General features: G+C 67.0%; 16 protein-coding genes. 5 read left to right on the forward strand and 11 right to left on the reverse strand.

Going from position 1 to position 21,174, the window contains the following annotated elements; translation table 11 throughout:
* Positions 1-116: 116 nt before the first annotated feature.
* From JQ639_RS05990 to JQ639_RS06005, 4 genes are all read left to right on the forward strand, one after another.
* On the forward strand, positions 117-896 hold the full coding sequence (locus JQ639_RS05990) for an SDR family oxidoreductase (protein WP_211970282.1): 780 nt from the start codon (positions 117-119) through the stop codon (positions 894-896).
* A 43-nt stretch (positions 897-939) separates the two neighbouring features.
* The gene (locus tag JQ639_RS05995) at positions 940-1,911 is read left to right on the forward strand and encodes a zinc-binding dehydrogenase (RefSeq protein ID WP_211970283.1); all 972 of its coding nucleotides are present in this window, start codon (positions 940-942) and stop codon (positions 1,909-1,911) included.
* A gap of 108 nt (positions 1,912-2,019) precedes the next feature.
* Positions 2,020-3,399 carry a cation-efflux pump gene (locus JQ639_RS06000; protein WP_211970284.1) on the forward strand — a complete coding sequence of 460 codons (1,380 nt, stop codon included), beginning with the start codon at positions 2,020-2,022 and terminating at the stop codon, positions 3,397-3,399.
* Positions 3,400-3,640: 241 nt separating this feature from the next.
* Positions 3,641-5,983 (forward strand): PAS domain-containing sensor histidine kinase, encoded by a 2,343-nt coding sequence (locus tag JQ639_RS06005; protein ID WP_211970285.1) that lies wholly within the window; start codon positions 3,641-3,643, stop codon positions 5,981-5,983.
* Here JQ639_RS06005 and JQ639_RS06010 read toward each other — a convergent pair.
* From JQ639_RS06010 to JQ639_RS06055, 10 genes are all read right to left on the reverse strand, one after another.
* A complete protein-coding gene (locus JQ639_RS06010; RefSeq protein WP_211970286.1) occupies positions 5,980-8,946 on the reverse strand; it encodes a bifunctional [glutamine synthetase] adenylyltransferase/[glutamine synthetase]-adenylyl-L-tyrosine phosphorylase in 2,967 nt (988 codons plus the stop codon). The genes JQ639_RS06005 and JQ639_RS06010 overlap by 4 nt on opposite strands.
* On the reverse strand, positions 8,943-10,397 hold the full coding sequence (locus JQ639_RS06015; protein ID WP_211970287.1) for an ATP-binding protein: 1,455 nt from the start codon (positions 10,395-10,397) through the stop codon (positions 8,943-8,945). Before JQ639_RS06015 ends, JQ639_RS06010 begins: the two co-directional genes overlap by 4 nt.
* The gene (locus tag JQ639_RS06020; protein ID WP_211970432.1) at positions 10,394-11,074 is read right to left on the reverse strand and encodes a response regulator transcription factor; all 681 of its coding nucleotides are present in this window, start codon (positions 11,072-11,074) and stop codon (positions 10,394-10,396) included. Before JQ639_RS06020 ends, JQ639_RS06015 begins: the two co-directional genes overlap by 4 nt.
* Before the next feature lie 285 nt (positions 11,075-11,359).
* Positions 11,360-12,934 carry a Do family serine endopeptidase gene (locus tag JQ639_RS06025; RefSeq protein ID WP_211970288.1) on the reverse strand — a complete coding sequence of 525 codons (1,575 nt, stop codon included), beginning with the start codon at positions 12,932-12,934 and terminating at the stop codon, positions 11,360-11,362.
* A gap of 218 nt (positions 12,935-13,152) precedes the next feature.
* Positions 13,153-13,665, reverse strand: a complete 513-nt coding sequence (locus JQ639_RS06030; RefSeq protein WP_211970289.1) for a cytochrome c-type biogenesis protein — start codon at positions 13,663-13,665, stop codon at positions 13,153-13,155.
* A 5-nt stretch (positions 13,666-13,670) separates the two neighbouring features.
* Positions 13,671-15,656 carry a heme lyase CcmF/NrfE family subunit gene (locus tag JQ639_RS06035; protein WP_211970290.1) on the reverse strand — a complete coding sequence of 662 codons (1,986 nt, stop codon included), beginning with the start codon at positions 15,654-15,656 and terminating at the stop codon, positions 13,671-13,673.
* Positions 15,653-16,117 (reverse strand): cytochrome c maturation protein CcmE, encoded by a 465-nt coding sequence (gene ccmE, locus JQ639_RS06040; protein WP_211970291.1) that lies wholly within the window; start codon positions 16,115-16,117, stop codon positions 15,653-15,655. Before ccmE ends, JQ639_RS06035 begins: the two co-directional genes overlap by 4 nt.
* A 36-nt stretch (positions 16,118-16,153) precedes the next feature.
* Positions 16,154-17,260, reverse strand: coding sequence for a c-type cytochrome biogenesis protein CcmI (ccmI, locus tag JQ639_RS06045; protein ID WP_211970292.1), 1,107 nt, complete (start codon positions 17,258-17,260; stop codon positions 16,154-16,156).
* Positions 17,261-17,385: 125 nt separating this feature from the next.
* Positions 17,386-18,789 carry a hypothetical protein gene (locus JQ639_RS06050; RefSeq protein ID WP_211970293.1) on the reverse strand — a complete coding sequence of 468 codons (1,404 nt, stop codon included), beginning with the start codon at positions 18,787-18,789 and terminating at the stop codon, positions 17,386-17,388.
* 152 nt (positions 18,790-18,941) lie between these two features.
* Positions 18,942-19,547, reverse strand: coding sequence for a CGNR zinc finger domain-containing protein (locus JQ639_RS06055; protein ID WP_211970294.1), 606 nt, complete (start codon positions 19,545-19,547; stop codon positions 18,942-18,944).
* A 94-nt stretch (positions 19,548-19,641) separates the two neighbouring features.
* Here JQ639_RS06055 and JQ639_RS06060 point away from each other — a divergent pair, with 94 nt between their 5' ends.
* Positions 19,642-20,532, forward strand: coding sequence for an alpha/beta fold hydrolase (locus JQ639_RS06060; RefSeq protein ID WP_211970295.1), 891 nt, complete (start codon positions 19,642-19,644; stop codon positions 20,530-20,532).
* 78 nt (positions 20,533-20,610) lie between these two features.
* Here JQ639_RS06060 and JQ639_RS06065 read toward each other — a convergent pair whose 3' ends face one another.
* The gene (locus JQ639_RS06065) at positions 20,611-21,084 is read right to left on the reverse strand and encodes an RT0821/Lpp0805 family surface protein (protein WP_211970296.1); all 474 of its coding nucleotides are present in this window, start codon (positions 21,082-21,084) and stop codon (positions 20,611-20,613) included.
* Between the last annotated feature and the right edge of the window lie 90 nt (positions 21,085-21,174).

Raw genomic sequence — 21,174 nt, forward strand, 5'->3', positions numbered from 1 at the left:
CAAAGTTCGGTTCCCATCCTGTCTTTCATGGCCTCGACAATGGCCGGAGCGGCCCATCGGCGCAACGCCGCCGCCACAGCCGGTCTCACGAAGCCGGACAACCCGAGGTTTAGCACATGGACCTGCATCTGCGCGGACGACGCGTCCTCATCACCGGCGCTTCCAAGGGCATCGGCGCCGCCGCGGCCGAAGCCTTCGCCGAGGAAGGCTGCCACCTGCGCCTCGCCGCCCGCAACATCGATGCCCTCGAAACGCTGGCGGAACGCCTGCGCAAGGCCCATGGCATCGAGGTCTCGGTCCACGCGGTCGACCTGCGCCAGTCGGACCAGCTCGCCGCTCTGGCGGACGCCGCAGCCGACGTCGACGTGCTCGTCAACAATGCCGGCGACATCCCCGGAGGCTCGCTCGACAAGGTCGACGAAGCCACCTGGCGGCATGCCTGGGACCTCAAGGTGTTCGGCTATATCAACCTGACGCGGCTGGTCTATGCTGCCATGAAGCGTCGCGGCCATGGCGTGATCATCAACGATATCGGCGCCGCCGGCGAATGGTTCGATGCCAACTACATCACCGGCAGCGCGGGCAACGCCGCGCTGATGGCCTTTACGCGTGCCCTTGGCGGCCAGAGCCTCAAGGATAACATCCGCGTCGTCGGCATCAATCCCGGACCGGTCGCAACCGATCGCATCATCGCCCTGTCGAAGCGCCAGGCCGCCGACCGTTTCGGCGACGAGAATCGCCATGCCGAGATCATGGCCGGCTTTCCGCTCGGTCGCGCCGCCAAGCCGCGCGAGATCGCCGACATGATGGCGTTCCTGGCCTCCGATCGCTCCGGTTACACCAGCGGCGTCATTGTGACCATCGACGGCGGCATCACCGCCGGCGGTCGCCGCTGACGTCAACGACACAGACGCCAACGACACAACGGAGCCCTCGCCCATGAAGGCCTACGTTTACGCGACCGGCGGCGCAGCGATCGCCGACGTTCCCGAGCCCGCCGCTCCGCAGGGGCCTCAGGTGCTGATCCGCGTCCATGCCTGCGGTCTCAACCGCGCCGACATCGGCATGACCAGGGGCCATGCCCATGGCGCGGCCGGCGGCCCCGGCACCGTGCTCGGCATGGAATGGGCCGGCGAGGTTACTGCCGTCGGTCCGGAGGCGCGAGGCGTCGCGGTCGGCGACCGCGTCATGGGATCGGGGGCAGCAGCATTCGCCGCCCACACCCTTGCGGACCATGGCCGCCTGTTCCCGATCCCCGATGGCATGAGCTACGAAGAAGCAGCGACACTGCCGCTCGCGCTGACCACCATGCACAACGCCGTTGTCACCAACGGCATGCTGCAGGACGGGCAGTCCGTGCTGGTCCAGGGGGCGAGCTCCGGCGTCGGGCTGATGGCGCTGCAGATCGCACGGCTGAAGGGCGCGAGGCCCGTGATCGGCTCGTCGACCACCCCTGAGCGCCGCAGCCAGCTCGCGCGCTTCGGCGCCGATCTCGCGATCGATTCCCGTGACGGTGGCTGGGTCGACCGGGTGCTGGCCGCGACCGAGGGCCGTGGCGTCGACCTGATCATCGACCAGATCTCCGGCAGCGTGGCGAACCAGAACCTGCGCGCGACCCGCGTCCTCGGCCGCATCGTCAATGTCGGACGGCTCGGCGGCAGCCATGCCGATTTCGATTTCGACACCCACGCGGCGCGGCGCATCACCTATGTCGGCGTCACCTTCCGCAGCCGCACAATGGAGGAGATCCGCGCGATCTTCCGCGCGGTTCGCGACGACATCTGGCCCGCGGTCGAAAGCGGCCACTTGAAACTGCCAATCGATCGCGTGTTCCCGTTCGCGGAGATCGGCGCAGCGTTCGCGCACATGGCCGCCAACCGTCATCTCGGCAAGATCGTCGTCGCGCTGTAGCAGCTTCAACCGCGAATAAGTTGCAAGAGCAAACATAGATGTTGAGTCCGCACCCGTGCGCGGATTCGCGGCTTTGATGGCGGCGGACGGACTGCTAAACCCGCCGCCATGAGCACCGCCACCTCCTCCGTCAAAACCCGCGTCGCCGCCATCTCGATCCTCGCCAGCGCCAGCATGGCGGCGATCAAGCTCGTCGTCGGCCTTGCGATCGGCAGCATCGCGCTGATCTCGGAGGCTTTGCACAGCGGCATCGATCTCGTCGCCACCGTCATCACCTGGGCCGTGGTCCGCGTCTCCGACAAGCCCGCAGACGCCGAGCACCACTACGGTCACGGCAAGCTGGAAAGTCTGTCAGCGCTCGGCGTCATCGCGATGCTCTACATTCTCGCAGGCGGCATTGTCGTCGAAGCGTTCAGCCGGCTGCGCGAGGGAACGACGCCGACAACGATCTCGGCGCTTCCCTTTGTCGTTCTCGTGGTCGACATCGCGGTCAACCTCTGGCGCGCCCGGGCCCTGCACCAGACCGCCCGCGATACCAAGAGCCAGGCGCTCGAAGCCGACGCGCTGCACTTCGCCTCGGACGTGTTCGGCTCGGTCGCCGTCATCATCGGCCTGTCGCTGTTCGCCCTCGGCTTCCACTGGGGCGATGCCGCCGCAGCCCTCGGCGTCGCGGTGATGATCTCCCTGCTCGGCCTGCGCCTTGCCCGCTCGACCGTCGAGACCCTGCTCGACCAGGCGCCCAAGGGCGCCGCCGAGACTGCGGAAGCGGCGATCCGGGCCGTCCCCGGCATCATCGACATCGAGCGGCTGCGGGTGCGCATGGTCGGCGCCACGCATTTCATCGACGCCACCGTGAAGGTGCCACGCACCTACCCGCTCGATCGGATCGCCGTCATCAAGCTGAAGGCCCAGGAGGCGGTGGCCGCGGCCCTGCACGACGTCGATCTCAGCTTCACGGCGGAGCCGGTGGCCCGCGACAGCGAGACCGTGCGCGACCGCATCATGGTGATCGCCCGCAACCGCGGCCTCGCGATCCATCATGTCACGGTGCACGATCTCGGCGGCAGGCTAACCATCGGCATCGACCTCGAGGTCGATGCCGACATGGCCCTGGTCGACGCCCACGGCATCACGCTCCACCTCGAACAGGCGATCCGCGACGAGTTCGGCGCCGACGTCGAGGTCGACACCCACATCGAGCCGCTCGAGCCGGAACTGCCGCAGGGCGTCGACGCCGCGGCCGAAGACACCGCCCGCATCCACGAAGCGCTCACCGGGATCGCCGCCGAGGGCGGCGCCATCCACGACATCCACAACGTCAGGGTTCGCGACACCGACGCCGGCCAGATCGTCAACTTCCACTGCCGGGCCAGCGCCACCATGAGCGTGATCGAGGTCCATCGCCACGCCGACGCGATCGAGCGGTCGTTGCGGCGCGCCTTCCCCTGCGTCAAGCGCGTCATCAGCCACGCCGAACCGGAACGCTGAACACTGCGCCTTCCGATGCAGCATCAACGAAGCGCATGCGTCACGCGACGTTCCTGTTTCGGACTCACGTCAACATCAATCACGCGCGGGAAATCTCTTTGGGACAACTTTTTTCCGCGTTAATGAATCGTTGACTCTCGACAGGCCGAAAAATCTGGACTCAAATAGCCATGATTCGGAGTGATGCAGAGTTCATCCTTCCGGTCGTTGGGCGGGGTATATTCCGGAAGGGGGTCACGGCATGGTGCGCGCACACGCGACGAGCGCGTGCGTCCAATCCGATTCGATCAAAGGATTGGCGCAGTCGATCGCGAAGCCGGCGTACCATCGCCTGCTGATTGCCGAACCCGCGCTCCGGCGCGCAGTCCCCACCCTGATCATCGCCTTCCTTCTCACCATCTGCATCGGCGCCATCGTTCAGGTCGTCGATCAGACGCGGCAGAAGCATACGGCGATGAAGCGCGACCTGGTCGCACTTGCCGACCTCCTCGCCGAACGCCTCGATCGCTCTGCCGTCGCGCACACCGACCGGACTTCGCTCGACCACGCCGTCTCAACCGAACGCCTGCAGAACCTGCTGCCGGGCCTGATCCCCGGCTGGGGCATTGTCAACGGCCGCCATGTCATCGTCGCCGGCGCCGAGCAGCGGCTGCTCGCCCACGTGCCGATGGGTTCGTCGTCGGAAGAGACGGGCAGCCTGCTCGACGCCCTCAATGTGCTGCAGTCGGCCACCAGCACCGAGACGCCATCGCCAATCCTCGACGTCACCCTCGCCAACGGCGCCCATGCGCTGGTGACCCAGCGCCCGATCCGCTCGCTCGGCGGCCAGGCCATCGTCGTGCAGGAGCAGACCGACTCGCTGTGGCGCTCGGACGCCGCGCTGTCGATCACGCTGTCGGCCACCACCGGCTTCGTCGTGCTGATTCTCGGCTTCGCCTTCCACTGGCAGTCGACGCGCGCCCGCGAGGGCGACATCATCAACGACGCCGTCCGCAGCCGCATCGACACCGCGCTCAACCGCGGCCGCTGCGGTCTGTGGGACTGGGACCTGTCGCGCGGCAAGATCTTCTGGTCGCAATCGATGTTCACCCTGCTCGGGCTCGAGAGCCGCAGCGACCTGATGACCTTCGGCGAGGTCAACGCGCTGGTGAACTCCGACGACATCGACCTGTTCGAGACCGCCAACCAGCTCATCTCCGGCGACATCAATTGCATCGACCATACCTTCCGCATGCGCCATGCCGGCGGACACTGGATCTGGCTGCGGGTGCGCTGCGAACTCGCCGCCGGCAGCGAAGGCGAGACTCACCTGATCGGCATCGCCGTCGACATCACCGAGCAGAAGAGCCTCGCCGAGAAGACCATCGAGGCCGACCTGCGGCTGCGCGACGCCATCGAGACGATTCCGGAATCGTTCGTGCTGTGGGACGCCGACAACCGTCTGGTGCTCTGCAATTCCTACTTCCAGCGCCTGCATCAGTTGCCGGACTCGGCCGTCATCCCCGGCACGCCCTATGAGACCGTCAGCGAAGTCGGCCGGATGCCCGAAGTGCGCACCCGCCTGCGCGAGGCGAACGCCCTCGCCCCGGGCGCCCGCACCTTCGAGGCCCAGCTCGAGGACGGCAGCTGGCTCAACATCAGCGAGCGCCGCACCAAGGATGGCGGCTACGTCTCGGTCGGGACCGACATCTCCCAGATCAAGCGCCACGAGCAGAAGCTGGTCGAGAACGACCTGCGCCTGCGCGCCACGGTCGCCGACCTCAAGCTCACCCAGCTGACGCTGGAACGGCAGGCCCAGGAGCTCGCCGACCTCGCCCGGAAATACGCCGAAGAGAAGACCCGGGCCGAGGAAGCCAACCAGACCAAGTCCAAATTCCTCGCCAACATGAGCCATGAGCTGCGCACGCCGCTCAACGCCATCATCGGCTTCTCCGAGATCATGGGCAGCGGCATGTTTGGCCGGCTCGGCTCAGAGAAATATCAGGAATACTGCCAGGACATCCTGACCAGCGGCCGCTACCTGCTGGAGGTGATCAACGACATCCTCGACATGTCCAAGATCGAAGCCGGCCGCATGAAGCTCGATTTCGAGCCGCTCGACCTCGGCCAGACGCTGGCGGAATCGCTGCGCGTGGTGTCCGGCCGCGCCGAGGACAAGGGCCTCGTGCTGAAGGCAGAGATCGCCGGTGGCGTCACGGTCACCGCCGACCGCCGCGCGATGAAGCAGATCGCGATCAACCTGCTGTCGAACGCGGTCAAGTTCACGCCCGATGGCGGCAGTGTCACGGTGCGCAGCCGCGCGCTGTCAGACCGCGTCGTGCTGATGATCGCGGACACCGGCATCGGCATCACCAGCCAGTCGCTGGCCCGCCTCGGACGCCCGTTCGAACAAGTCGAGAGCCAGCTCGCCAAGACCTATCACGGCTCGGGCCTCGGCCTCGCGATCGCGAAATCCCTGACCAAGCTGCACGGCGGCACCATGCGCCTGCGCTCCCGGATCGGCTGCGGCACGGTGGTGTATGTCAGCGTGCCGCGCGGCGGCGCCGAGCTGCCGCCCCTCCTGACGACAGCTGCGGCGGCTTAGGCCTTCGCGTCGAGCAGCTCCAGCAGGATCTGCCGGACATCGACCTGGGTTTCCCTCACCCGCGCTTCCAGCACCGAGAAATTCGGAACATCCCCCGCCCGCGCCAGAATACGCAGCAGATCCTCGCCGGCCGTCGCCGGCTGGAACTTGGCGCTGACACACAGCCGCAGGATCTGCGTCAGGTCGTGATACAGCCGGGCCGCTGAACGCAGGACGTCGGCTGTCGCCGGCGGCAGGATGCCGAGCCTTGCGGCCTGGTCGAGCACCTGCACGGTGCTGACGCTGAGGATATCGGGCTGGGTCGCAGCGTGAATGAGCTGGAGATACTGGGCAATGAACTCGATGTCGACGAGGCCGCCGGACGCGTATTTCAGGTCCCAGATATCGTCCTCACCCTTCTCCTCGCCGATCGCCCGGCGCATCTCCAGGACGTCGTTGGCGGTGATCGCATGATCGCGCGGCCGCGTCAGCACCGCCCGGATCACCGTCTCGACGCGTGCCTTCAACGCCGGCGACGACGAGATCACGCGGGCGCGCGTCAGCGCCATGTGCTCCCACGTCCAGGCCTCGTGCTCCTGGTAGTCGGCGAACGCATCCACACGTGATGCGACCGGACCCGCGCGGCCCGAGGGCCGCAGCCGCATGTCGATGTCGTAGAGCACGCCGTAGTTGGTGCGGGTGGTGAAGGCGCTGATCAGACGCTGGGTCAGACGGGCGAAGTATTGCGGCCCGTGCAACGAGCGTTCGCCGTCGGAATCCGGGCTGTCCTCGTCGAAATCGTAGACCAGAATGAGATCGAGATCGGACGACGCGGTCATCTCGCGGCTGCCGAGCTTTCCCATCGCCAGGATGGCGGTCTCCTGCCCCTTGATGCGGCCGTACTGGCTGGCGAACTGGTCTTCCACCAGACGGTGCACCGTGCGCACGATGCCTTCGGCGACGTCGGCGAAGGCGACGCTGGCGTGCTGCGCCGACACCGTGCCCGACAGGATACGCGCGCCGATCAGGAACAGGCTTTCCTGGCCGAACAGCCGCAGGCGATCGAGGAATTCCTCATAGGGGCCGGCATCCGCCAGCGTTGCGGCGAGCCGCTCGGAAATCTCGCGCTGATCCGGCATGGCGCCGAAGAAGCGCGGATCGATCAGGCCGTCCATGATCTGCGGCTGACGCGCCAGCATGTCGCCGAGCCGCGGTGCGGCCCCGAGGATCAGCGCGACCAGCTCGACGAGATCACTGTTCTGGCTGAGCAGCGTGATCAGCCTGCCGCCACGCTGCAGCGCCTGCAGGAAGCGATCGAACACCGTCACCGCGGCGTCCGCATCCTCCGCCTTGGCGAGGCCAGCGACCAGCGACGGCACGAACGCCTCGAACGCCTGCCGCGTCGCCTCGACACGCAACGCGCGGTAGTCCCCCTTGAACCACTGCTCCAGCGTGCCGGCGACCATCCGCGGCGACTTGAACCCGAGCGACAGCAGCCGCTCCAGCAGCCGCGCATCCTCGGGGCCCGCGCCATAGTTGACCGCTGGCGCGGTCACCGATGCGGCAGGATCGCCCTCGAACAGCTTGCTGTAGTGCCCCTGCACGATGTTGAGCTGGGCCAGCAGGTCACGCGAAAAATGATCGCGGCTCTCATAGCCGAAGAAGCGGGCGAAGCGTGCGATGGCCTCCGGCTCCTCGGGCAGCGTATGGGTCTGCTCGTCGGCGATCATCTGCAGGCGATGCTCGACGCGGCGCAGGAATTCGTAGGCTGTGGTCAACTCATCGCGCGCGTCCGTGGTGATCCAGCCGGTCGCGGCGAGAATGCCAAGGGCTTCCAGCGTCGGCCGAACCCGCAGTTCCGGATGACGCCCGCCCGCGATCAATTGCTGGGTCTGGGCGAAGAACTCGATCTCACGGATGCCGCCACGGCCGATCTTGACGTTGTGGCCCTCGACGGCGATGTCGGCATGCCCCTTGAACGCCTGCATCTGCCGCTTCATGTCGTGAACATCGGCCAGCGCGGCAAAATCGAGATGCTTGCGCCACACGAACGGCGCGATCTCGGCCACCAGCGCCTCGCCCGCGACGAGATCGCCGGCGCAGGGCCGCGCCTTGATCATCGCCGCCCGCTCCCAGGTGCGGCCCTCGCGCTCATAGTAATGCAGCGCGGCCGCGGTCGAGATCGCCACCGGCGTCGACGCCGGATCGGGGCGCAGCCGCAGATCGACACGGAAGACGTATCCGTCGGCGGTGCGCTGCTGCAGGATGCGCGCCATCGCCTGGGTGGCGCGGACGAAGAACGGCTGGGGCTCGATGTCCGGGGCGAGCGTCGGCGCCTCGAGATCGAAGAACACGATCAGGTCGATATCGCTGGAATAGTTGAGTTCGCCGGCACCCATCTTGCCCATGGACAGCACGACCAGGCCGCTGCCTTCCTCGGCATGATCCGCCAACGGCGGCTGCAGGCGACCGCGCGCCGCTTCCTGCGTGAGCACGAAGCGCAGCGCCGACTGCACGGAGGTCACGGCGATGTCGGTGAGCGCCTGTGTCACGGTCATGACAGGCCAAACCTCGCCGATGTCACACAGCGCAATCAACAGCGCCGCCTCGGCCTTCGTCCGCCGCAGCAGGCGCATCACGCCGGCCTCATCCTCCGCCGCCGGCGCAGCCGCCGCGGTACGGGTGATCAGGTCGGCAAGGTGTGCGGCCGGCTCGCATTCCAGCAGGCGCAGCACACGGGCCGCATCGATGCGGGCGAGATCGAACAGATAGGGCGATGCCTCCGCGATGCTTTCGAAAATCGTCCGCGCCCGCGGATGGCTGGCGAACACCCGGCCGATCTCAGCCGCCGTCTCGGGGGCGACCTCCGAAAGCCACTCGTCGAGCCGCTGCCGCGCCGCCTCCGCATCGGAGAGGCAGGGCACGCTGATAAAACGCGCGGCGAGACTGATCATCTCCGCGTCGGCCTTCGCGGCTGAAATCATGCCGTCTTTTGTTCCAGCGGCGCCGGAATTGCAAGCTTGGCGACCGACGGCGCCGGGAACGCGAGCGTGGCCTGCAATCCGGGATCGCCATCGCCGAGCCTGAGCTCGCCACCGTGCAAGGTCGCGACCGCGGATGCCAGACTGAGGCCGAGGCCCGAGCCGGGCTGGGTCCGGCTGGCCTCGAGGCGGACAAAACGCTCCACCGCCCGCGCCCGATCCGCCTGCGGAATTCCGGGCCCGTGATCGGTGACGCTCAGCAGTACGCTGTCGCCCTGACGCCGCGCCGCGATCACGATATCCGGAGGCGCTGGCGCTGCCGTCGCGGTGCCCTCGCCGGCCACCGCCGGCATGCCGTACTTGATGGCGTTCTCGACGAGATTGGCCAGTGCCTGGCTGATCAGCTCGCGATTGCCATGCAGTGGTGCCGCTTCCGCATCCACGGATAGCGACAGGCCCTTGTCCTCGGCCAGCGGCTCGTAGAGCTCGTGAATGCCGTGCGCGACCTCGGCGGCGTCGAAATCCACCATATCGCCCCGCGCCTGGCCGGATTCCGCCCGGGCGATCATCAGCAGCGCGTTGAAGGTGCGGATCAGGCCATCGGACTCGTCGATCGTGCGCTCCAGCGCCGCGCGATACTCCGCCTCGTTGCTGGAGCGGGCAAGCGCCTCCTCGGCACGGTTGCGCAGCCGCGTCAGCGGCGTCTTGAGGTCATGGGCGATGTTGTCGGAGACCTCCTTGAGACCCACCATCAGCATCTCGATGCGCTCGAGCATGGCATTGAGGTTTTCCGCCAGGCGATCGATCTCGTCGCCACTGCGCCCGACCGGCAGGCGCTCGCTGAGATCGCCGGCCATGATGCGCTGGGTCGTGCCGGTCATTGCGTCGATACGCCGCAGCACGCGCCGCGCGACAAAAATGCCACCGGCGAGGCCGAGCACCACGACGATCAGCACCGACCACTGCGCCGCCGACGCGACGATGCCGAAGATCCGTCGCCGCTCCTCGAGATCCCGCCCGATCAGCAGGCGGAATCCGCCGGACATCTCGGACACCCGCACCAGCGCGCGGTGGTCGAAGTTGTCCTGCTCGTCGAGCCGGCGGTACATGGTCTCGGACCAGCCGATATGGTTCATCACCCCCGGCGCGAGCGAGCCGACATTGCCGGCGAGCGCCTGCCCGGTCGACGTGGTGATCAGATAGAGGCTGGCGCCGGGGCGCAGCGCGCGGCTCTCGATCGCATAGACCAGCCCGCGCAGGCCGCCCCGCGCGTACTCGTCGTTCATCTCGATGAAATCGGAATTGACGGTGCTGGTGATCTGCTCGGTCACCAGGCGGCGCGTGTTCCAGGCGAAATAGCCGAGCAGCGACACCGCGAACAGCGCGAACAGCAGCAGATAGACCAGCGTCAGCCGGAATGCGGTGGTCCGGACCAGTTTGCCGAAAGCTGTCACCGCAGCCCGTCGCGGATCATGTAGCCCGCGCCACGGATGGTGTGCAGCAGCGGCCGGCTGAAGCCCTTGTCGATCTTGGAGCGCAGCCGCGAGATGTGCACGTCGATCACGTTGGTCTGGGGATCGAAGTGATAGTCCCAGACATTCTCCAGCAGCATGGTGCGGGTCACGACCTGCCCGGCATGCTTCATCAGGTATTCGAGCAGCCGGAATTCACGCGGCTGCAGCGTCAGCTCGTCCTGCCCGCGCATGACGCGGTGGGACAGGCGGTCGAGCTCGAGGTCGCCGACGCGGTAGACGGTCTCTTCCGAGGGGCCGCTGTTGCGTCGGGACAAGACCTCGACGCGGGCCAGCAGCTCGGCGAACGAATACGGCTTGGGGAGATAGTCGTCACCACCGGCGCGCAGGCCCTTGACGCGGTCGTCGACCTGACCGAGGGCCGACAAGATCAGCGCTGGGGTACGGTTACCCTTGCCGCGCAACGTGCCGATCACCGACAGGCCATCACGCTTGGGCAGCATGCGGTCGACGATCAGGACGTCATAGTCGCCGCTCTCGGCGAGCGACAAGCCCTCCTCGCCATCACCAGCGAGTTCGGCAACATGTCCGACCTCGCGAAAGGCCTTCGCGAGATAGTCCGCGGATTCGCGGTCATCTTCAATGATCAGCAGACGCATCTGGGTTTCGGTCGCGGTCAAGAACGGTTCGCCTTCTTCACCATGGCGCGGGGATGAACCTCATGCAAGGCCATGCCGCCGGCAGCCGGGACGCTACGCCATGCAACAGGCAACGGGCGGCGAAGCTTGGGGGCACTTCACCGCCCGTCCTGAAACCTTCCGACGGAGGGGGCTGGATCCACCGGAAGGGAATGGGTGGGGGACGGACCTGCGGCCCGCCCCCCGGAAAGGACCGTCGGCGGGGGCGACTTTGCCGGCGATTCTTCCCAACTCGTCTGGCTGGGATCAGCCGCGGCCGATCGGCAGCGCCACGAAGCGCGAACCGTCGCCGGAGCGAACGCGGATCAGCACGCTGCTCTTGTTGTCCTTGCGGGCCGCGGCGAGCGCGTCACGCACCTCGTTCGGGCTCGCCACCGCCTTGCCCGCAACCTCGAGGATGACATCGCCTTCCTTGAAGCCACGCTCAGCGGCGATGCCGCCTGGCTCGACACCCGTGACGACGACGCCTTCCTTGCCGGCGCCGGCCACAGCGTTCGCCGGTGCGACGTTGAGGCCGAGCTTGGGCACCTCGATGCCGCGCGTGGCGCTGCCGCGCTCGGAATCCTGGTCGCCGCCGACACGGGCTTCCTTGGTGTTCGGCAATTCACCGAGGGTCATATTGATGGTCTTGTCCTGGCCCTTGTGCAGCACGCTGAGCTTCACCGAGCTGCCCGGAGCGAGGCCGCCGATGGTCCGCGCGAGCTCGCGGGCATCATGCACCGGCTTGTCGTTGACCGCGGTGATGACGTCGCCGGATTCGACGCCGGCCTTCGCCGCCGGACCGTTGGCCTGGGGCTCGGCGACCAGCGCGCCTTCCGCCTTCTTCAGGCCGAGGCTGTCGGCAATTTCGGCGGTGACGGGCTGGATCTGCACGCCGATCCAGCCGCGGCTGACCGTGCCCTTGTCCTGCAACTGCTTGACGACCGTCTTCACGGTCGCGGCCGGGATCGAGAAGGCGATGCCGACGCTGCCGCCCGACGGCGAATAGATCGCAGTGTTGACGCCCACCACCTCGCCGTCGACGTTGAAGGCCGGACCGCCGGAATTACCCTTGTTCACGGGCGCATCGATCTGGATGAAATCGTCATAGGGGCCGTTGCCGATGTCGCGGCCGCGCGCCGACACGATGCCGGCCGTCACGGTGCCGCCGAGACCGAACGGGTTGCCGACCGCCAGCACCCAGTCGCCGATGCGCGGCTGCGCCTCGGACAGCTTGGCGAACGGGAAATCAGTGCGGCCGTCGACCTTGATCAGGGCGATGTCGGTGCGCGGGTCGGTCCCGATCACTTTCGCCGCATAGGTCTTGCCGTCATCGGTCGTCACCTCGACCTTGTCGGCACCAGAGACGACATGGTTGTTGGTCACCGCGTAGCCATCAGCGGAGATGAAGAAGCCCGAGCCCTGGCCGGTCACGACCCCACCACGGCCGCGCGGGCCACGCCCCGGAAAACCATCGGGTCCGCCGAAGCGGCGGAAGAAACGCTCCATCGGCGAGCCCGGCGGGAACGGCGAGTCGTCGCTGTCGTTCGAGGTCACCTTTTCATTGATCTTGACGCTCACCGAGATCACCGACGGCTTCACATGCTCGACGATATCGGCAAAGCCGACCGGCTGCTGCGCGTTGCGCATGGTGGTGCTGACCTGCGCATGCGCAGTCGTCGTCAGCACGTCCATGTTGCTCAGCGCCGGTCCGAAGCCGTAGGCGGCGACACCGAGGCCGGCAACAACCGACGCCATCAGCGCGGCACGACGCAGCGACAGACGCGAACGGCGCGGCGTATAGGACGGCAGCGATGAAAAATCGACGGGACGTTCAGTCATAAGAATCTCCAGGCCTTCGGCTATGCGGCGGTGCGGGCTGCACCTTGGATGACCTGAAGATGGGCGTCGCGCCCTTACGGCGCTCTGTCGGCGGAATTAATCTTTGGTAATAAACAGCGACGCCTTGTCGCGGCGACCAAACGATCGCATCAGGGCGGCGAATATCACGCCGGCGCGGGTTCCCGCCCACAAGGCTGGGCGCTCATCGCTCCACCCCGTCAGGATGACGAAGTATCCGAAGAACCGTCGGTGGCCATCAGCTGCCTGAGGCGCGTCTCTTCCGCAGGCGACAACCCCTCGACCGCCGCTGTCGCGGGAGCTGCGGCGGCCGCAGCCTTGCGGCGCACATGCCACCACAGTCCAAGCCCGCCGCCGACCAGCACCAGCGGCGGCAACAGCCATAGCGCGAGTGTCTCGTTGTTGAACTGCGGCTTGAGCAGCACGAACGCGCCGTAACGCGCGACCAGGAAATCGAGCACCTGGGTGTCACTGTCGCCCGCAGCGATGCGCTCGCGCACCAGCAGGCGGAGATCGCGCGCCAGCGACGCATCGGAATCATCGATCGACTGGTTTTGGCAGACCATGCAGCGCAGCTCGCGCGACAGCACGCGCGCCCGCGCCTCCTGCGCTGGATCGGCCATGATCTCGTCGGGCTGCACGGCATGCGCAAGACTGCTGCAGACGAGCAGCGCCGCCGTCAACATTGCTGCCGCGAATACCCCGATCCGCATGACGCCTACTCCGCCGGCTGCAGCGCCCGCGCGCCCTTGCGCGCGACGCGCGGCGCCCCGACCCGCAGCCGCCGATCCGACAGCGACAGCACGCCGCCCGCCGCCATCACCGCCGCGCCGAGCCAGATCAGCAGCACCAGCGGCTTGTGATAGATGCGCACCGCCAGCGAACCGTCGGAATTGGAATCGCCCAGCGAGATGTAGAGCTGGCTGACGCCACGGGTCAGCAGCGCCGCCTCGGTGGTGGACATGCCGCGCGTGGTGAAGCTGCGCTTGGATGGCGTCATCACGCCGATGCTGCGGCCGTCGGTCTCGATCACGAAGCGGCCGAGCATCTCACGGAAATTCGGTCCCTGACGTTGCCCGAGATCGGCAAGCGTGGCGTGATAGCCGCTGATCGCGACCGTATCGCCCGGCTTCATGGCGACGATCCGCTCAGTGCTCCAGGTCGTCTCGCAGACGATGCCGATCAGCGTAAGCCCGAGACCGGCGTGGGCCACCGCCGTGCCCCATGCCGCGCGCGGCAGGCCGCGTGCCCGCCGCCATGCGATCGACGGTGGTGCGGACAACAACGCCGTGCGCTCGGCAATATCGGTCAGTGCGCCGAGAATGACGAACACCGCAAGACCGATCGCCAGCGGCGCCAGCACCGCGCCGCCTTGCGTCCAGGCGACAACGGCTGCAGCCGCGACGAGCCCAATGCCGCCCGCAGCGATCAACCGTTGCGCCGCGCCGAGCAGGTCGCCGCGCTTCCATGCCAGCAGCGGCCCGAACGGCACCGCGACAAGCAGCGGCAGGATCAGCGGCGCAAAGGTCAGGTTGTAGAACGGCGCGCCGACCGAGATCTTGTCGCCGGTCAACACCTCCAGCACCAGCGGATACAGCGTGCCGACAAACACGGTGGCACAGGCAGTGGTCAGCAGCAGGTTGTTGAGCACCAGCGCGCCCTCGCGCGAGATCGGCGCGAACAGCCCGCCCTGACGGAGCGTCGGCGCTCGCCAGGCATAGAGCGACAGGCTGCCGCCGATGAAGGCACACAGGATCAGCAGGATGAAGATGCCACGGGTCGGGTCAGTGGCGAAGGCGTGCACCGAGGTGAGCACACCGGAGCGCACCAGGAAGGTGCCGAGCAGCGACAGCGAGAAGGTGAGGATCGCGAGCAGCACGGTCCAGACCTTGAGCGCATCGCGCTTCTCCATCACCAGCGCGGAATGCAGCAGCGCCGTTCCCGCGAGCCAGGGCATCAGCGAGGCGTTCTCGACCGGATCCCAGAACCACCAGCCGCCCCAGCCGAGTTCGTAATAAGCCCAGTAAGAGCCCATGGCGATGCCGAGGGTCAGGAAGATCCAGGCCATCAGCGTCCACGGCCGCACCCAGCGCGCCCACGCGGCATCGATACGGCCCTCGATCAGCGCCGCAACGGCGAACGAAAACGAGATCGAGAAGCCGACATAGCCGAGATAGAGCATCGGCGGATGCACCGCGAGGCCGATGTCCTGCAGCACCGGATTGAGGTCTCGCCCCTCGATCGGCGGGTTGGCGATCCGCGCGAATGGATTGGAAGTGATCAGGATGAAGAGATAGAACGCGCTCGCGACCCAGGACTGCACGGCGAGCACGAGCGCGCGCAGCGACAGCGGCAGGTTACGGCCGAATGCCGCAACCAGACCTCCGAACAGCGCGAGGATCAGCACCCACAGCAGCATCGAACCTTCGTGGCTGCCCCACACGCCGGTGATCTTGTAGAGCATTGGCTTGAGCGAATGCGAATTCTCGTAGACGTTCACCACCGAGAAGTCGGAGGTGACGTGCAGCATCACCAGCGCGGCGAACGACGCGACCACGAAAACCATCTGAACGATCGCGGTCGAGGGCGCGACGCCCATCAGCACGGGGTCACGCAGGCGCGCGCCAAGCACCGGGACCGTGGCCTGGATCAGCGCCAGCCCGAGGGCCAGCACCAGCGCATAGTGCCCGGCTTCAGCGATCATTTCGCGGCTCCCTGCGCGGCCTTGCCGTAGTCGTCCTTCCAGTGGCCCTGCTTCTTCAGGGCGTCGGCGACATCCTTGGGCATGTAGGTCTCGTCGTGCTTGGCGAGCACGGTGTCGGCGCGGAACACGCCGGAGGCATCGATCGCGCCTTCGGCGACGACGCCCTGCCCCTCACGGAACAGATCCGGCAGGATGCCCTGATAGGCGACCGGCAACGTCGCATTGCCATCGGTAACATCGAAGCGTGCGGTGAGATGATCGCCGCGCTCGACCGACCCGGGACGTACCATGCCGCCGAGCCGGAACCGCTTGCCCGCCGGAATATGCTTTTCCGCGGCCATCGACGGCGTCGAGAAGAACACGATGGAATCGCGCAGCGCGTTGAGCACCAGCCCGGTGGCCGCCAACAGCACGACCGCCGCCACACCGATCATCGTCAATCGCCGCTGCTTGCGCGTCATGGCCGGCTCTGCGACAGAAACTGGAAAGCGATACGGTCAGCCATCGAGTCCAAGACCCTTCAGTCCGTCGTTGAATTGCCGGAGGCGCTCGGCATCCTCGCCGAGCGCGGCGCGGGCTTCGGCCAGCGTCGCGCGCACCTTGTCACCATCGCCGAGCACCTTATAGGCGCGCAGCAACCGCAGCCATCCGTCGACATCATTGCCGTTCTGCTTCAGCCGCGTGGCGAGGCGATCGACCATGCCGCGAATCATCGTGGTGCGATCGGCCTCCGTCATGTCCTTGGCCGCCGCCATCTCGTCGTTCGACAGCACCGGCGCGGTGACGCCGCCTCCAACGCGCACCAGCGCCGCCTGCACCAGCGGCCGCCATGGCGCTTCGGCCGGCGCGTTCGCCAGCATCGCGCGCCAGATCGTGGCGGCTTCCGCCGTGCGCCCATCCTGCTCCGCAGCAAGACCCAGGAAATACCGGGCCTTGACCTCGTCGGTGTGCAGCGCCACCGCGCGCTCGAACTCGGCCTTGGCTTCCGCGGTCACGACACCGTTGGCGGCGGCGGCCAGCGCCTCGCCGAGATCGGCATGGCGTCCAGCGCTTTCGCCGTTGGTGGCCAGAGACTTGCGGAACGCCTGCACGGCGTCATCGAAGCGGCCGAGCTTCATGAGCACCGGCGCCAGAACCTCCCAGCCGCGGCCGTCCGTCGGATTTTTTTCCAGATGTGCCTCGACCTGGGAAACCAGGTTGTCGAGGGACGCGGTCGCCACCGGCTGACGCGCACGCTCGGCGAGCGGAAAATCCGGCAGCATCGGCGATCCCAGCCGCAGATAGACCACGACCGCAAGCAGAGGCAGGCCGATCAACGCCAGAATGGCCGTAGCTCGGCGCAGCGCCGGGCGTGGAACAATCGCCGCCTCGGCATCGGCGTCGGAGGCCGCCAGCAGCCGCCGCCCGATCTCGACCCGCGCGGCCTCCGCTTCGATGACGCCGATCAGCCCCGCGGCGCGGTCCCGCGCGATCTCGGCGATCTGATCCTTGTAGACGATGCTCTCGCGGCCGCCGGTCGCAGTGTCGCCGCGGCGCGCGAGCGGCCACAGCACGGCGAGCACCGCCGTCGCCGTCATCAGGGCGAGAACAAACCAGAGCGACATCGAAACAGGTTCCAGAACACGCGCCGTCGAGCATCCGGGCGGGTTACATCATGACTGGAACCCACGTGCAATTGACATTTCCGGTAGAAAAAGCCGCGCCGCCAGCGCAGCCGCGACGGGCGGAATCAGCGCTCGCCGGCGGCCCGGGAACCCTTACGCTCGCCGGCCAGCGCCACGTCCGCGGCCTTGCGCATCAGCGAAGCGTAGTCGTGGCCGAACAGCAGGTCGCAGAAGCGGATCGCGGTGTCCATCTGCATCTTGCGGAACGGGCGCGTCTTGCTGTCGCTGGCGCGCAGCGACTCCACCAGCGCCTCGGTGGCGACCTCGGTATAGTGCTGCAAGTCGGAGAACGTCCGCAGCGTCACCTCGTTGATCGCGAGCTCGCTGGCGTAGGTGCGGCAGATGGCAACGAAATCGATCAGCGCCGCAGTCTCGTCGATCTCCGTCGGATCGAGCTTGGAGCCAGCATGGATGTCCTTGCCCGGACGCTGGCGCAGCAGCCGCCTCACCCGTCCCGGCACCCCTTCGATCTCCGACTTCAGGGTGTTGGAAATGTCGATGCGGATCGCCGACAGCCGCTTTCCCCAGGCGGACTCGGTGCGGATATCGAGCTCGGTGCGCAGGCCTCGCAACCCGTCATGAATGGTCTTGAGATGATGCGACAGACTGTCCATCCGACCCTGTTTCATGTCCTGGCGCAGGTCGGCGACCATTTCGGACAGGTCGTGGATCACCATGGTCACAGCGACCCCGTAGGTGGTCGCCGCGACGCGAATCTCGTCGTCGGAACCGGCGACCGCCACCGCGAGGCGGATCACCTGCCACGGTGAAGCCATACGCTGCATCAGCAGCGACAGCGTGAACGGCAGGGTCTGCGGCGTCTGCAGCGACGGCACATTGATCGCCGTCTGAACGGCCGCGAGCTGGGAATCGGCGAGATTGCGAATGCTGCTCGACGTCCGCGCCGCGAACGTCTCGAGCGGCTCGCGGTTCTTGAGCACGGCGACGATCGACACGAGGTCTTCCACGACGCTCGGGCCGCCGATCCGGCTCACGGCGCGCTGATCCCCGCCCCGGCCCGCCGGCGACACGATCTGCTCCATCGCGGCGACTGCCGCGAGCTGCAGCTTGCGAACAGCCTGATCAACCGCGGGCCCACCACCGGCATCCAGCGCCGCTTCCAGCGCCTGCACTTCGGCGGTCGCCCCCTCGCGCATCAGCCAGGCCCATACCGGGCCGAGCGATGCCCGACGAACCTGGGCCGGCCGCAGCGGCGAACTGCCCTCGACCAGGAAGGGTTCCAGCGGCCGGAACACCAGCCGCGAAGGCTCGTCGGTCCGGGTCCGCTCGTTGTCGTCGGACCGGCGTACGATCATGCGCAATTGCTCGAGCACGAGGGAGGCCACCGCAGTGTTCTCCCCGCGCTCCAGCGCACGCTCGAACTCCCGCATCAGCAGCGCCTGCGATTTCAGAGGCAGCTGAGCCAGATACTCCTTGAGGCGGTCAGTGGACTGTGTCGAGAGGCCCATAAGCCGATGGTCCGGTCGAAAATCGTCATTCCAACGGGTGACCAACCGCTTTTCAGGCGGTTTTCACCCTTTGCCAAGTCATACCAGCGCCGTTCTTAAGAACGTGTTTAGGAACAACGGTTTGAGCACCGGTTTCCAACAGTTGCGCCTGGCTACCGCTGGCGCCGCTGGCGAAAGGCGGCGACCTTGTTGCGATTGCCGCAGGCCGCCATGCTGCACCAGCGTCGCCGGTGGGATTTGGTGCGGTCATAGAACCACAGCGTGCAGGTCGGATCCTCGCATTTGCGGATGAGATCGAAGTCGCCCTCGGCCAGCAGCTCGGCGGCAGCCTCCGCGACCGGCACCAGCAGATCGAGCGGCGCACGTACCCGGCGTCGCCGCAGCACCCGGGTACCACTGTCGTCCGAGATCAGCTCGAGATGGCTCTCGCCATGCGCCAGTAGCGCGTTGAGTTCCGCCAGATCGAGAGCCTCGCCCTGCTTCCGCTGTGTCACCAGGCGGCGGACTGTCTCCCGCAAGGCCCGCGCGGCCGCCAAAAGCCCACGGTCGCCGGCCGCCGCGACCATCGCCGCATCGTGCCAGCCATGGCGCAGCAGCCAGTCGGCGACATCCCGGTCGGATACCCACAGATCGAGCGCGCGGCCGTTGACGTGGGGAACGGTATTGAGCAGCTCGAGCACAGGATGGTCCGCCGAGACAGGCTGGCGAAGTGCCTGCTGGCGGAGCTGCTCGAAATCGGGAGGCGTCTGATCGGTCATCGCAGCCACTCGTAACCATTAAAATGTCAATTGACAAGTTACACTCCCAATGTAACCAATAAACCGCCAATTTAACGGTTTCGACGGAGTCGTCATGTCCACATCCCGCCTGCCCGTCATCCCCCGCACCACGTTCCGTTCGATCACCGCGGACGGTGTGGAAATCTTCTATCGCGAAGCCGGACCGCGCGATGCGCCAGCCATTCTGCTGCTGCACGGCTTCCCGACCTCCTCGCACATGTTCAGGGATCTCATTCCGCGCCTCGCGGTCCACTACCGCGTGATCGCGCCGGACCTGCCGGGCTTCGGCTTCACCACCGTCCCGGCCGCGCGCGGCTATGCCTATTCATTCGATGCGCTTGCCCGCACGGTTGGGGCATTCGTCGATGCCGTCGGCCTCGATCGGTTCGCCATCTACGTGTTCGACTACGGCGCGCCGGTGGGCCTGCGGCTGGCGCTGGCGCGGCCGGCACAGATCACGGCGATCGTCTCTCAGAACGGCAACGCCTACGAGGAAGGCCTGAGCGAAGCCTGGACGCCGCTGCGCGCCTACTGGAGCGATCCGACCCCGGCAAACCGCGATGCGCTACGCGACTTTCTCACCCTCGAAGGGACGCGATTCCAGTATCTGACCGGTGTCGCCGATCCCAGGGCGGTCGCCCCGGAGGCAGCCATCCTCGACGCCGCCCTGCTCGAGGGGCCCGGCAATGTCGACATCCAGCTCGACCTGATGCTGGACTATGCGTCGAACGTGAAGCTTTACCCCGCGTTCCAGGCCTATTTCCGCACGGCCAGGCCGCCGCTGCTGGCAATCTGGGGACGGCATGACCCGTTCTTCATCCCGGCCGGCGCGGAAGCCTACCGGCGCGACAACCCCAACGCGCGCGTCCAGTTGCTCGATACCGGACACTTCGCGCTGGAAACCCATGTCGAGGAGATCGCCGCCGCGGTCGACGACCTGCTCGCCTCCGCGACCGCACGCTGACTTCAGACGACAACGGCCGGCACCATGGTCACGGTGCCGGCCGCCGGTGGACCGCAAACTGCGGAGCAACGCGCCGCGTCAGGACAGCTGCGTCCAGGTCCCGTCGGGATTGCGGCAGGCGGTGCCCCGCGCAATCTCCGGATTGCCGTTGATGTAAATGGTGTGGGTGTAAGGCCGGCACTTGGTGCCACGCTGATCGTATGCCGGGCCCGGCACGATATTGCCATAGCGGCCGCTATCGGGGTTGCGCCAGGCAACCGCGGCTCCCGAACGACCACGCTCGAGCGCGTTCATTTCGGCCTCGTAGGCGAAGCGCTTGTCCTGATCGTCGAGCGAGGCGCCAATGCGGTTGCCGATCAGACCACCGATCGCGGCGCCGGCAAGCGCAGCACCAACCCGTTCGCCCGTGCCGCCGCCAATGGTCGATCCGATCAGCGCGCCGGCGAGCGCTCCGCCGACCGTACCGGCATTCTCCTTCGGCCCGCTGTTCGAGGCGCAGCCGGCAAGCGCGAGCGCCGCGAGCGAGGCCAGAACGATCGTTGACTTCGACATATGTCCCCCTTGAATCAATGGCCCCTGACGGCCTGGAAACCGCAGGAACAGAACGAATCCGGCGGAAGTCAGACGAAAAGCGACGGCAAA

The sequence above is a fragment of the Bradyrhizobium sp. U87765 SZCCT0048 genome (genome assembly GCF_018131225.1).
Classification (GTDB): Bacteria; Pseudomonadota; Alphaproteobacteria; order Rhizobiales; family Xanthobacteraceae; genus Bradyrhizobium_A.